Origin of the sequence: Chitinophaga sp. YR627 (assembly GCF_900114995.1) — a bacterium.
Lineage (GTDB): Bacteria > Bacteroidota > Bacteroidia > Chitinophagales > Chitinophagaceae > Chitinophaga.
In genome coordinates, this window is record NZ_FOUX01000003.1 from 757483 (window position 1) to 770793 (window position 13311).

11 protein-coding genes are annotated in these 13311 nt (G+C 45.1%); 7 read left to right on the forward strand and 4 right to left on the reverse strand.

Annotated features, from left to right (window positions below; translation table 11 throughout):
* Positions 1–122: 122 nt before the first annotated feature.
* Entirely contained in the window at positions 123–1655 is a 1533-nt protein-coding gene (locus tag BMZ72_RS18570; RefSeq protein WP_089810974.1) for a GH3 family acyl-acid amido synthetase, read from the forward strand.
* 112 nt (positions 1656–1767) lie between these two features.
* Positions 1768–2409 (forward strand): LysE family translocator, encoded by a 642-nt coding sequence (locus BMZ72_RS18575; RefSeq protein WP_089810976.1) that lies wholly within the window; start codon positions 1768–1770, stop codon positions 2407–2409.
* 76 nt (positions 2410–2485) lie between these two features.
* Here the strand turns inward: BMZ72_RS18575 and BMZ72_RS18580 are convergent, their stop codons facing one another.
* Both BMZ72_RS18580 and BMZ72_RS18585 read right to left on the reverse strand, forming a co-directional pair.
* Positions 2486–3520: a 2-oxoacid:ferredoxin oxidoreductase subunit beta gene (locus BMZ72_RS18580; protein WP_089810978.1), complete on the reverse strand. Its 1035-nt coding sequence runs from the start codon at positions 3518–3520 to the stop codon at positions 2486–2488.
* 101 nt (positions 3521–3621) lie between these two features.
* Positions 3622–3975, reverse strand: coding sequence for a carboxymuconolactone decarboxylase family protein (locus BMZ72_RS18585; RefSeq protein ID WP_012788706.1), 354 nt, complete (start codon positions 3973–3975; stop codon positions 3622–3624).
* 311 nt (positions 3976–4286) lie between these two features.
* Between BMZ72_RS18585 and BMZ72_RS18590 the strand changes: the two genes are divergently transcribed.
* From BMZ72_RS18590 to BMZ72_RS18610, 5 genes are all read left to right on the forward strand, one after another.
* Positions 4287–5915, forward strand: a complete 1629-nt coding sequence (locus BMZ72_RS18590; RefSeq protein ID WP_255373232.1) for a tetratricopeptide repeat protein — start codon at positions 4287–4289, stop codon at positions 5913–5915.
* Positions 5916–6142: 227 nt separating this feature from the next.
* Positions 6143–6595: a DUF6934 family protein gene (locus tag BMZ72_RS18595; protein ID WP_089810982.1), complete on the forward strand. Its 453-nt coding sequence runs from the start codon at positions 6143–6145 to the stop codon at positions 6593–6595.
* A 64-nt stretch (positions 6596–6659) separates the two neighbouring features.
* Positions 6660–6842 (forward strand): hypothetical protein, encoded by a 183-nt coding sequence (locus tag BMZ72_RS18600; protein WP_089810984.1) that lies wholly within the window; start codon positions 6660–6662, stop codon positions 6840–6842.
* 330 nt (positions 6843–7172) lie between these two features.
* A complete protein-coding gene (locus tag BMZ72_RS18605) occupies positions 7173–9989 on the forward strand; it encodes a TonB-dependent receptor (RefSeq protein WP_089810986.1) in 2817 nt (938 codons plus the stop codon).
* Positions 9990–10018: 29 nt separating this feature from the next.
* Positions 10019–11071, forward strand: coding sequence for a phytase (locus BMZ72_RS18610; protein ID WP_089810988.1), 1053 nt, complete (start codon positions 10019–10021; stop codon positions 11069–11071).
* Positions 11072–11142: 71 nt separating this feature from the next.
* Here BMZ72_RS18610 and BMZ72_RS18615 read toward each other — a convergent pair whose 3' ends face one another.
* Together BMZ72_RS18615 and BMZ72_RS18620 are read right to left on the reverse strand one after the other, a co-directional pair.
* Entirely contained in the window at positions 11143–11475 is a 333-nt protein-coding gene (locus BMZ72_RS18615) for an SdpI family protein (protein WP_089810990.1), read from the reverse strand.
* Positions 11476–11494: 19 nt separating this feature from the next.
* Positions 11495–13231: an N-acetylmuramoyl-L-alanine amidase family protein gene (locus BMZ72_RS18620; RefSeq protein WP_089810992.1), complete on the reverse strand. Its 1737-nt coding sequence runs from the start codon at positions 13229–13231 to the stop codon at positions 11495–11497.
* Positions 13232–13311: the final 80 nt, after the last annotated feature.

Here is a 13311-nt window from a genome sequence, read left to right on the forward strand (position 1 = left end):
ATCGTTTTTGTTAATATGTTTGTGTAAGATTGCCAGTGGTGAAATACTACTGATTCAAATTCCGGCCGTCGCAATCTAAAATCGGCGTATTTTTGCAGCTAATAAATGAGAAGGAAAATTAAATGGCCATTTTAGGTAATCTTATATCCAGGTCACTGCGCATCAGGAAGAAATTCACATTTAAGTTAGGGACACCCCGCCAATACCAACTACAGGTATTAAGGAGATTGCTGGGGAAGGCGAAGGACACGCAGTTTGGACAGCATTACAAATTCCAGGAAATCCTGAACAGTCCCAATATCACGGCTCAGTACCGTTCTACCATACCGGTGCATAACTATAACAAGATGCATGCTGAGTGGTGGCATAAGTGTCTGGAGGGACAGGCAAACGTGAGCTGGCCTGAAAAGATCAAATACTTTGCGCTGAGCTCCGGTACGTCGGAGTCGGCCAGTAAACATATTCCGGTTACCAGGGATATGCTGAAAAACGTCAAGAAAGTGGGCGTAAAGCAGCTGTATTCCATGGCTAACTTCAATATTCCTCCCAAGTCCTTTACGAAAGGTATCCTGATGCTGGGTGGTACTACCGCCCTCTACGAAAAAGGTGACTACTACGAAGGAGACATGAGCGGTATCCAGGCGAAGAACATTCCGCGCTGGTTCAGACGTTTCTATAAGCCGGGAGGTAACATCTCCAGGAAGCCGAACTGGGAGCAGCGTATCAAGCTGATCGTTCGTAAGGCGAAACAATGGGACGTAGGAACAGTATGTGGTGTGCCTGCATGGGTACAGATCGTATTAGCCGAGATCATCAAGTATCACGGTGTAAAGAACATTCATGAGATATGGCCGAACCTGGCTGTATATATCCATGGTGGGGTATCTTTTGAGCCTTACCGTGACAGTTTCCAGAAATTACTGGGTAAACCGATCAACTTCATCGAAACTTACATGGCTTCCGAAGGTTCTTTCGGTTTCCAGGCAAGACCAGGTGTACGTGGCATCAAGCTGGTGCTGAATACCGGTATCTTCTATGAGTTTATTCCTTTCAACGAGGAAAACTTTACTGCTGATGGCGAAGTGAAGCCTAATCCAAAGGCTTACATGATCCATGAAGTAGTGGAAGATGTTGAGTATGCAGTCATGCTGTCTACCTGTGCAGGTGCATGGCGTTACCTCATCGGTGATGTGGTGAAGTTCACTTCTGTAAAAGAACATGAGATCGTGATCGTGGGTCGTACAAAACAGTTCCTCAGCCTTTGCGGAGAACACATGAGTATCGATAACATGAACAAGGCGATCGATATGGTGCAGAAGAAGATGGGTATTACTATCAGAGAATTCACCGTAGCAGGTTTCCCGTATGACGGATTGTTTGCACACCGCTGGTACATCGGTACGGATGATGTGAATGTAGACAGTAACCGTGTACGTGAGATCATCGATCAGACACTCAGTGAAGTGAACGATGACTACGCAGTGGAAAGAACTTCCGCCCTGAAAGAGCTGTTCGTAGAAGTATTGCCGAATGAAGTATTCATCGACTATATGAGAGCGAAAGGTAAGGAAGGTGCGATGAATAAGTTCCCACGTGTATTGAAAGGCGACAAGCTGAAAGACTGGGAACAGTTCCTGAGCGTGAAGTCAGTTTAAGAATTTTAACGATTTTATTAATAAAAAGATGGGTAACTTTCAGCAATTAAAGTTACCCTTTTTTATTACTAAGGATAGCCGTAAGAGTAACGGCAACGGAATTTTGTAGCGCATGATAGCAGCACTGGCAGCGGGCATGGTGTTGGGCCTCTTTCTATCAATATCGGTAGGTCCTGTCATCTTTGCCATTATAAAGTATAGTATCAACAACGGTTTTAAGGCAGGGGTCAGCTTCGCTTTGGGAGTGTCATTCAGTGATATCTTTTTTGTACTGACGGGCAATCTGGCTACGTCTTTCATCACCGGTCTTGAAGAATACAAACAATATATCGGCATCGTTGGAGGTATTCTCCTGGTATGCATGGGAGTCTATGGCCTTTTCTTTAAAAAGGTCACGATCAGTACGGGAGACGAGCGTCCTGAAATGTTCCGCACACATGATTATCTGAAAATATGGCTGGCCGGTTTCCTGATGAACACGCTGAATCCGGGTGTGATCATCTTCTGGCTGGGAGTATGTGTGGCCAACAGTTCTACGACTGTAGGGCACCGCGTGGTGATGTACCTGACCTGTCTGGCCTGGGTATTGTCTACCGATGTACTGAAGGTATTCGTAGCTGATAAGATCAGGCATAAGCTGACACTAAGCAATGTAGTATGGCTGAATAAGATCGCCGGGGTGAGTCTGATCGTGTTTGGGGTGATATTGTTGTATAAGGTGTTGATTGATCCGGCAGCTATTACAGGACATTAATACAAAGACATGTATATAAAAAGAAAAGCCATTCATACGAATGGCTTTTTCTTTTTTATTGGTGGTGGTAATTAACCTATCTGATGGTCCAGGTTTCTTTACCTGCCAGTAATTTATCCAGATCGCCGGGGCCTTTTTTAGCCAGTGCGTCTTCTGTCTGGAAGTTCAGCTGATCTTCGTAAGTAGGACGGAAAGCCTGATAGAACACGCCGAAAGGACGTGGCAGGTGGCCTTCGATGCGAGGATCGTCGAACATGCGGGTAAGGATCTGTGCTTTATAGAAATCTCTCTCATCATGAATCCAGAGGTCTTCAGCGCTATATTCGCCACCCAGTTCCACCACAACCGGTTTTAAACCGTCCAGGCGGATCCCTTTATTCTTCTGTGCACCAAAGATCAATGGCTGACCTTGCTCTACCATGATGGTTTCTTCCAGTTTGCTGCCTTTTTCAGTAAAGACCTCAAATGCACCATCGTTGAAGATGTTACAGTTCTGGTAGATCTCCAGGAAGGAAGCACCTTTATGTGCATGGCTGCGTTTCAGCATTTCCTGCAGGTGTTTCGGATCACGGTCCATACTGCGGGCGATGAAGGTAGCATCTGCTCCCAGTGCCAGCGCCAGCGGATTGAACGGATGGTCGATACTGCCGAAAGGAGTGGACTTGGTCACTTTGTTCTCTTCTGAGGTAGGAGAGTACTGACCTTTCGTCAAACCATAGATCTGGTTATTGAACAGCATCACGTTGAGATCGAAGTTACGGCGCAGCAGGTGGATAGTATGGTTACCCCCGATAGAGAGACCGTCACCATCACCGGTTACAACCCAAACGCTCAGTTCGGGACGTACGGCTTTCAGGCCGGAAGCGATAGCAGTAGCACGGCCATGGATGGAGTGCATACCGTAAGTGTTCATATAATAAGGGAAACGTGAGGAGCAGCCGATACCGGATACGATCACAATATTCTCCTTAGGAATGCCCAGACCGGGCATAATGGTCTGTACTTGTTTTAATATAGAGTAGTCTCCACAACCTGGGCACCAGCGTACTTCCTGGTCCGTTGCAAAATCCTTCGCCGTTAACGTCTGCGGAGCTATAGTAGCTGTTGACATCTGAATGTTTTAAAGAAAAAGAAAAAAACGGTGGGCAAAGTTACGAATTGTTACTCTTCGCGGTTTACGCAAAAAGGAATACTTCTGTTTCCCCCTTTTATTTATGCCTGTTCCTGTTGCTGTAATGCTTCCCAGTATTCGGCTGCTCTTCTGGTGTGTGGTATCACTATAGTACCGCCAACAATATTAGCTACGGCAAAGATCTCATACATTTCTTCTGTAGTAATGCCCTGTTCGTGGCATTTTCCCAGGTGATATTTGATACAGTCATCGCAACGGAGCACCATTGATGAAACCAATCCCAGCATTTCCTTCACTTTGGTGCTCAACGCGCCCTCAGCGTAAGTATTCGTATCAAGGTTAAATAAACGGTTAATGACCTTATTCTGTTTTCCCAGGATTACCTCGTTCATTTTGGCGCGGTAATCATTAAAAGCTTGTATCTCGTCTGCCATTTTATTGTTGTTTACACACCTTAAAGCTATGAATTGATTCGCAAATATAAATCAATCTACTTGTTCAGTAGACTATGGCTCCGGGCGGGAAAAGTTATGATTCATTTATCTATTGTAAATGAATTAGTTATGTGATGTGGAATAACTATAGGTTATTGCTCATAACAAGAAGTGATGCAGGCCGCTGCATCTATAGTTGTCCGGAGAAGCGTCAATCATGCTGTCTCAAATACGACAGAAGCCTCGTCCGCTTAACAATAAGATAACATTCAAGCTGTTTCTTTGCGCTTTATCTGCTGATTATGTTTGCGATGCGTTTCTTACTACTGTTGATTTCAGGTGGACTTTTGTCCGTCGAACTGCCTGCACAAAATGAAAAGCTTTCAAAACTGCAACAGTTCGATAATGATGATTATGAACAGATTAAGCCAGATTCCAGCTTCCTGGAGCTGAAGAATGCCTATAACCGGGCCATCGAAAAGAAGGATCTGCAGGCCGCCGCCGGCTGTCTTTCCCAGATGGGGCAGGTATGTTTTCACCTGGGGCACTTTCCCCAGGCGCTGGATTACCATCTGCAAGCCATCAGCATTTACCGTAAAACAAACTCCGCCAGCCAACTGGCCAGCAATCTCAATGAGGTAGGGGTACTTTATTATTATAATAAACAGCCTGAACGCTCCCGCGAGCATTACGAGCAGGCCCTCGATATCTTCCGTTCTGTACATGATAATGCCGGCGTTGCCCTTACCTATGGTATGATCGGTCATCTTTATGAGAAGGAACAGGATTATGATAGTGCCTTCCTCTACCAGCGGTATGCCCTCGCTACCTATCTGCTGGCTGACGACAAAAAGGGCATGTCAAAGATCTATGAGAATATCGGTAGTATCTATGAGGACCAGGCCGTTTATGATTCCGCCGCCTGGTATTTCAGAAAAGCACTTGACCTGAATATGGAAGCCGGTGATAAACTGGCCCGTATAGAAATACTGAATAACCTCGGCGATGTATCCCGTAAAACGGGTCATTATCCGGAAGCGATTTACCAGACCCGCCGCGCCCTTGTGCTTGCCCTTGAGCTGCATGAACAACGTCAGCTCAGTGGCGCCTACCGTGATCTGGCCAAAGCACATCACCTGGCAGGCGCAAATGACAGTGCCTTTTATTACCTGGAACTTAGTCGCCAGTACCTGCTGGAGACTTACTCAGATGAAAACAGCAAACAGGTAGCCCTGTTACAGTCTGTTTATGATATTGAGAAGAAGAATAACGAGATAGAACGCTTACAGAATGCCCGGAAGACCAACCGGATTATGACCGTGGCTATCGTGCTCGTTGTATTATTGCTCGTTGCCCTGGGCTTACTGATCATCAGTCGCCAGCGTCTGAAGATCAGAAATGAACAGATCCTGCGTATGCAGCACCGTCAGATCTTCGAAACAGAGAAGGAATTGATGGAGGCCGCTTTGCAAAATAAACAGCTTCAGGAAGGTAAACTGAAAGAAGAACTGGAAGTGCGCTCCCGCGAACTGACCACACATACCCTGCATCTCATTCAAAAGAATCAATTGCTGGAGGAACTGCGCGTGCGTCTCGACGAAATGGTCAAGGAAGACAAGCGTGATCAGAAGAAACAGCTGAAGCAGCTGCTCTCACAGATCAACCATAGTTTCAACCACGACCAGTACTGGGTCGATTTCCGGAATATCTTCGAACAGGTGCATCAGGCATTTTTTGATAACCTGAAACGGTATTGTGATACACTGACTTCCAACGACCTCCGTCTGGTAGCATTACTGAAAATGAACATGGAATCAGGAGATATTGCCACTTTATTAGGTATTTCTACGGATAGTTTGCGGGTAGTAAGATACCGGCTGCGAAAGAAGTTAAATTTGCAGCAGGGCGAGAGCCTGACAGCGTTTATTCAGAGTTTATAATAATATCATAGTCATTATATGACGTTGTCAAAAGATGTGTTTGACAACGTCATTTTTATAAATAATCATTTACAGTGGGCTAATAAATACAGTCAGAACGTTGTCCGACATAGATAAATTGAAATCAATATGCAGGTTGCTTTTTCATTTTGATTTCATCTGTTTATATATGCGTAAAGTGTTGTAAATTAATTGTTAGAGACGTTTTTGCATGTATATTGCACTCTATGTTTGGTCTGGATAAATACCATTATACTAGTGACACAACTTTTATGGCCTACCATTTCACCAGCAACGGCCCCCGGGGTTCGATACAAAAGATCGCGAAATTTAATCTTATTGGGGAACGGGTATACAATTTTGGCTTTGGGGATTTTGATGTTGAAACTGAGGATATCTCTGACACTATTGTAAGTGATAATAGAGATGTAGATCTAATTATGGGAACTGTAGGAGCAATTATCTATGACTTCACGAATGTATTTGCAGATTCTCTCATCTTCGTTCAGGGAACTAATAATTCCCGAACAAGGTTATATCAAATGAATATAAACAGGCACTGGGAACAAATAGGATCTGTATTTAATATCTACGGTTTGATGGAAAATGAAGAATGGACCCCTTTTCAGCGAGGAGTTAATTATCAGGCGTTCTTAGGGGAACGCAAAAAAATTGCATAGTTATTGTTTGTCAGTTGATTGTGAGTTAGTTAAGAGGAACTAAAAATGAATTATCTTTGTATACATGGCAAATAAATCAAAAAAAATAGATTTTAGTCACGTCGGTATCAAGCCATTGATTACCGTTGATCCAACGTTGCCTTCATTCGAAGGCCATCCTTTTTTTGAGAAGAAAGCTAATGTCGCTAAAAAGCTTCTCAATCGCGTTGGCCTACCCAAATTCATCTCCCCTAAAGTCGCTAAATAGGATTCTTACCCCAAACATTTAATTTCTCTCCAGGAAATATGATTCTTACATCTTCTTACAACCATTTGGAAGTTTATACCTTCATGTGTAAACCATCCCCCTTATTTACCTGTTAACATTCCCTTAATGTTGCGGTAATATTTTCTTAACTGGCATTTTGTTACGCTTTTGTATCTTGTATATCAATCAGTTGCGTGTGTTTTGTTTCGCTTGTTGCCTGCTTGTTCACGGGGTTTGTAACGGTGTATCCTTTTTGTATACCCCCTGAATTTGGCTTCAGCAACTCCCAAATGCACCTTTGCGGAGTAAACGGATTAACTCACTACCGATATGCAAAAATTTCTATTCACCATTCTTTTTTCCTGGATGAGCATTTTATGCTTCGGACAGACTGCCGGCCTGGTGACCGGTAACATCGTCGATAAGAACCAGCATTTATCCCTGCCTGGTGCGACGCTTAAATTAAAACCAGGTAATCATTACACTGTTTCCAACCAGCAGGGTAAATTCGAATTCCTGGGTGTACCTGCCGGTACTTATACCCTGGAGGTAACTTATATTGGTTATCAGACATTCACACAGGAAGTGACTGTTGCCTCCGGAAAAACAACAGACCTGCAACTGAAAATGGAAGCTGGCGGTATTGCCGGTAAAGAAGTACTGGTGATCGGAGACCGTCTCCGTGGTCAGGCGAAAGCCCTCAACCAGCAGCGTAACAATCCAAATATTACGAATATCGTATCCGCTGACCAGATCGGTCGTTTCCCGGATGCAAACGTAGGTGATGCGATCAAGCGTATTCCTGGTATCACTATGCAGAATGACCAGGGCGAGGCACGTAACATCATCATCCGTGGTCTGGCGCCTGAACTGAACTCAGTGACCCTGAACGGTGACCGTATCCCTTCTGCAGAAGGTGATAACCGTCGTGTACAGATGGACCTGATCCCTTCTGATATGGTACAGACGATCGAAGTGAACAAGACCCTCACACCTGATATGGACGCTGATGCAATCGGCGGTTCTGTAAACCTGGTAACCCGTGCTGCTCCAAACGGCCTGCGTGTATCTGCAACCGCTTCCGGTGGCGTGAACCCGATCCGTGGTAAAGCATTATATACCGGCGGACTGGTAGTTGCTAACCGTTTTTTCAATAACAAACTGGGTGCGGTAGTAAGTGCTTCCTATAATAATAATGATTATGGCTCCGATGACATGGAGGCTACCTGGAGTAAAGATGACTTCGGTAATGTATTCGTTTCTGAGTCAGAAGTACGTAAATACAATGTACAGCGTATCCGTAGAAGTGCATCCGCAGCATTGGATTATAAGATCAATGCCAAAAACACTATCTATGCTTCTGCTATGTACAACTGGCGCGATGACAGAGAAAACCGTTACCGTCTGCGTTTGACTGATATCGAACCTGAGTATGATGCAAATGACGCGATCACCGGTTATGTGGGTTCCGTACGTCGTGAAACCAAAGGCGGTATCGATAATGGCCGTAACAAAAGTCGTCGTCTGGAAGATCAGCGCGTACAGAACTACTCCGTACGTGGTGAACACCTGCTGGGTAGCAAAGTAGACCTGGACTGGTCTGCCAGCTATTCAAGAGCAAGCGAAGACAGACCTAACGAGCGTTATATTGAATACCGTGCGGATGATGGTCCGGTAAGCCTGGATGTAAGCAATCCACGTTTCCCGCTGGCGACTGCACCATCCCTGCGAGATGAAGATTTCGGTTTCAAATCCCTGACAGAAAACCACGACTTTACCAAAGAGAATGAATACGGATTTAAACTGAACCTGCGTTTCCCACTGAGCGTGGTACCTGGCCAGAAAGGCCGTCTGCGTGTTGGTACACGTCTGCGTCTGAAGGATAAGGAGAGAGTGAATAACTTCTTCGAATATGAACCAACCACCGAGTTCGGTAATCTGGCACAGATCTCCAACATCAATATCAGCGGTAAAGGTTATCAGGCTGGTGAAAAATATGTACCAGGTACTTTCGTAGTAAATACCTTCCTGGGTGCACAACGCCTGGATGATGCTTCTAAATTTGAGAAGAACGATAATCCTGCTGAATACCTCGCGGTAAACTTCAACGCAAAAGAAAGGATCTCTGCCGGTTATATCCGCTGGGATCAGGACCTGACCAGCAAACTGTCTGTGATTGCAGGTGTACGTGTTGAGAATACACACATCAATTATGAAGGTAACGTAGTAGCTGAAGAAGAAGATCTGGAAGGTCAGCGTAAAGTAACCAACAGCTACACTAACGTTCTGCCAGGTGTTACATTCAAATACAATGTAAACAGTGATCTGGTACTGCGTGCAGCAGCGACTACTTCTATCGCCCGTCCTAACTACTATGACATCGCTCCTTATGTAAGCAGTGTTGCAGATGATGCAGAACTGAGCGCAGGTAACCCATCCCTGAAAGCAGCTTACGCATGGAACTTTGACCTGATGGCTGAGCAGTATTTCAAATCAGTAGGTATTCTGTCTGGTGGCCTGTTCTACAAGAGCATCAGCGACTTTATCTATACTTACAGAGATAATGCTTACACTACTGAGAAATTTGCGGCTGACTATAAAGACGTAGCGAACAATCCGATCCCTGCTGGTGAAGAATGGGTATACAAACAGGCACGTAATGGTGATAATGTAAGAGTATATGGTTTTGAAGTAGCCTTTCAGCGTCAGCTGGATTTCCTGCCAGGTTTCCTGAAAGGTTTCGGTGTGTACGTAAACTATACTTACACCAAGTCTAAAGCAGACGGTATCTACAATGCGGATGGCGACAAACGTGACAATGTATCTTTACCAGGTACTGCTCCTCACATGTTCAACGCTTCCCTGTCTTATGAGCACACACGTTTCACAGCAAGACTGTCCGGTAACTATACCGCTTCTTACCTGGATGAACTGGGTGGTGATGATTTCGACGATCGTTTTTATGATAAACAATTCTTCCTGGACCTGAATGCTTCTTTCAAGCTGACTAAAACCTTAAGAGTATTCGGTGAAGCAAACAACCTGACTAACCAGCCACTGCGCTACTATCAGGGTATTTCTTCCAGGACAATGCAGGCAGAATATTATCGTCCGAGATACAACTTCGGCGTGAAGTTCGACTTGTAGTTTATTGTTTTCTTAAATAGATAAGATACATGTTAAAGAATATATTGGCGCCTTTAAGCGGTCTCGTAATATTTGGCGCCTGCCAGGTGAATTCAGCAAAAACTGTTGTAAGACAGGACGGTATCAAGCCAGTAGTGGTTACACAGGAAACAGGCCATGATACGGACGATCCTGCCATCTGGATCAATAAAGCAGATACATTGAAAAGCCTCATCATCGGCACGGATAAGAATAGTGAGGGCGGGTTGTATGCCTTTGATCTTGAGGGGAAAATTGTCAACAAGGTACTGGGTTTAAAACGCCCTAACAATGTGGACATCGCTTACGGCTTCAAATTAAATGGTCAGCCGGTAGATATTGCCGTACTGACAGAACGTGAAACAAATACGATCCGCATATTCCGTCTGCCTGAGCTGACGCCCATAGATGGTGGTGGTATGCCGGTATTCCAGGGTGAAAAGGAACGCGCTCCGATGGGCGTAGCCATGTATACCCGTCCGGAAGACGGCGCTATTTTCGCTATCGTTGGCCGCAAGAGTGGTCCTGCTGAAGGATATCTCTGGCAATACCGCCTCGTGGATGAAAACGGTGTGGTAAAGGGCCGTCTGGTAAGGAAGTTTGGTACATACAGCGGTAAAAAGGAAATCGAATCTATCGCGGTGGATAACAAGCTGGGATATGTCTATTATTCTGATGAAACGGTTGGCGTACGCAAGTATATAGCTGATCCGGCGAAATGGGATAATAAGGAGCTGGCGCTGTTTGCTAAAGAGGGATTTGTTTCTGATCATGAGGGTATTTCCATTTACCCGACATCCGATTCGACAGGATATCTCCTGGTATCCAATCAGCAGAATAATTCATTCATGATCTACAGAAGAGAGGGTGAAAATGGTGTGGCGAATGAACATAAACTGATTGCAGAGGTACCGGTATCTACACTGGAGAGCGATGGTTCAGAAGTAACGGCGGTTCCGCTGGGAAGTAAATTCCCGAAGGGAATGTTTGTTGCCATGAGCAATGGAAAGGTGTTCCACTACTATTCCTGGGAAGATATACAAACGAAGATCAAAGAAAAATAGACAGGGGAAATACAAAAAACAGGAAGGCGTCCGCTACATCGTGGACGCCTTCCTGTTTTCTATAATGATCGTTATTTTAATTGTCTTTCTGTAAAGATGAAAATGATCATACCACCTGCAATTGCCGACACGGCGGTCAATATACCCATGACTGTCTGATTGAATGCGAAGAACGCGAGTATTATCCCTATCAGCATTAATCCCAATCCAGCTTTCAACATCACAATATTGGAATAGTGATTGGCCAGTTGCCAGTTCTCTTCACTTTCCATTGATTTCCGGGTACGATATCCATAGACAGGATTGATCTTTTTAGGCGGAAACTGTTTGCTGATCAGTGCGGCCAGCACGAAAATGATCCCTGTCAGAAAGGGGGAGATCAATAAGCTGCTGAATGAAAACATAGGCGTACAATTTTATGGGTTATTTACCTGCGTCCTGCAGAAAATCCTTCAGTCCCTGTACGATCTTTTCTGTTAACACTAAGCGGAAGTTCTCATCAAGGATCCGCATTTCATCTTCAGGGTAACTCAGGAACAAGGTCTCTATCAATGCCGAAGGCATTTCTGTAGGCATGTTAAGAATGAAATTGAAGTTAGCATTATTTTTAAAGTCTGCCAGGCCCGTTTCCAGCAGCCGGTTATGTAAATACCGGTTCAGTGGTTCGCAGAAAGGGTATTTATAGTAATTCGCTGTTCCTTTTACATCTACCGGATTGATAGAAGAGTTCATATGAATACTAAGCAGGAGATCGGGCGCCAGTTGACGATAGTTGTATAATCGTGCCTGGTTGTCAACAAATACATCGCTCATACGCGTAGTGATGACTTTCGCTCCTTCTTTTTCCAGGGCAGCTTTTACCAGCAAAGTCATGTTCAGTGTCAGCTGTTTTTCAGCAATACCCATAGCGCCGGCTGTTCCAACATTTCCGCCACCATGACCTGCGTCGAGTCCGACCGTCAGGTTCTTTAACTGCAGGTTAGCTGGCTGGTGTTTGATACGGATGGTCAGGCGGTTACTATCGGCATAAAAGATCTTATATCCCCAGGGTTGTTTATGCGCAAGGGAAATGGCGATCCGGAATACCTCCGGATTGATCTGTTTCCAGTCTATCCGGCTGATTTCTCCGGTGCCTTCAGAAGAGGGCAGGAAACCCGGTTCTGACACGACGCCGTGTATGTCTACGATCACCTTACCGGGATTGACCTCCTGGGTGGAAAGATAGGGGAGTTTATCGGCCAGTCCGACGGAGATATAATCATACTGTTTATCACTCCACACCCTGGCTTCATTGACTATACTCTGTGGGACAGGTTCTGTCAGTGTCATGGTATCTACCAGTCCTTCAGGAATATATGCAAATTGATACTTACTCAGTTTTACACGGTAATGACTGCCTTCTTTACCGGAGATATGCAACAGGACATTTCTGTCGAGATAGCCCATTTTTTCAGGGCCGAGACGGTCGCCGTCCGGTGTAACGGTCAGATAGCACTGGTCATCGATGGTACGGGCATACAGTTCGGTATTACGCAGATAGGTATAACGGAAACTACCCGGTAATACGCCTGTCTGTCCTTTGTATTTCAGTGATACATTGATCTTTCCATCCAGCAGGGAGTCGGCTTCCTTCATAACGTAATAACCGGCATAATAACCGGGTATACCGCCTGATTGTGCAGCCGGCAGCTCCGCAATAGGAGAACCATTGAACCAGCTGGCCTGTCCGTCAGGATAACCTTTCATACGTACCCGTAAGGTATCGCCTGCGGAAAGCGTGGTATTGCTTTTAGGAGAGATGGTAACATTATCGATCCGGAAGGAAGGCGTTACCCTTGCTGGCGGAGGCGTTGTGAAATAGATGTTATAGGTGCGGGAAACGAATTTACCGGTGCTATCGGTGGAAGAGAGCACATAGGTATTTCTCCCTGGTTTTGCTTCGCGTTTGATAGCGAAGACACCATTGGGGTATACATAAATGCTGTCATTGTTGAGCAGTACCTTACAGCCAACGCAGGTGCGTCCTGACCAGTATTGCTTTGAGCTGCCGGTATTAATTTCTGTCCTGAGCGGCTGTGCCATTTTCAGGAACGCCTGTGCATGTAATTGCAGACCTGTGTATGCTGTTTGTAACAGTAGTAGTAATGCGAATCTCCTCATAGTCCCGCGACAAAGTAATCAAAAAAAATGCCACCCGCTCTTACGGATGGCATTCGAAAGTATTGAAAAATTGCGATGGT

Excerpts from the sequence above, each read along its gene's own strand:
- BMZ72_RS18590 (WP_255373232.1), top strand. The coding sequence starts at position 4,287 with ATGCGTTTCTTACTACTGTTGATTTCAGGTGGACTTTTGTCCGTCGAA.
- BMZ72_RS18605 (WP_089810986.1), top strand. The coding sequence starts at position 7,173 with ATGCAAAAATTTCTATTCACCATTCTTTTTTCCTGGATGAGCATTTTA.
- BMZ72_RS18570 (WP_089810974.1), top strand. The coding sequence starts at position 123 with ATGGCCATTTTAGGTAATCTTATATCCAGGTCACTGCGCATCAGGAAG.
- BMZ72_RS18600 (WP_089810984.1), top strand. The coding sequence starts at position 6,660 with ATGGCAAATAAATCAAAAAAAATAGATTTTAGTCACGTCGGTATCAAG.
- BMZ72_RS18610 (WP_089810988.1), top strand. The coding sequence starts at position 10,019 with ATGTTAAAGAATATATTGGCGCCTTTAAGCGGTCTCGTAATATTTGGC.
- BMZ72_RS18585 (WP_012788706.1), bottom strand. The coding sequence starts at position 3,975 with ATGGCAGACGAGATACAAGCTTTTAATGATTACCGCGCCAAAATGAAC.
- BMZ72_RS18575 (WP_089810976.1), top strand. The coding sequence starts at position 1,768 with ATGATAGCAGCACTGGCAGCGGGCATGGTGTTGGGCCTCTTTCTATCA.
- BMZ72_RS18580 (WP_089810978.1), bottom strand. The coding sequence starts at position 3,520 with ATGTCAACAGCTACTATAGCTCCGCAGACGTTAACGGCGAAGGATTTT.
- BMZ72_RS18615 (WP_089810990.1), bottom strand. The coding sequence starts at position 11,475 with ATGTTTTCATTCAGCAGCTTATTGATCTCCCCCTTTCTGACAGGGATC.
- BMZ72_RS18595 (WP_089810982.1), top strand. The coding sequence starts at position 6,143 with ATGTTTGGTCTGGATAAATACCATTATACTAGTGACACAACTTTTATG.
- BMZ72_RS18620 (WP_089810992.1), bottom strand. The coding sequence starts at position 13,231 with ATGAGGAGATTCGCATTACTACTACTGTTACAAACAGCATACACAGGT.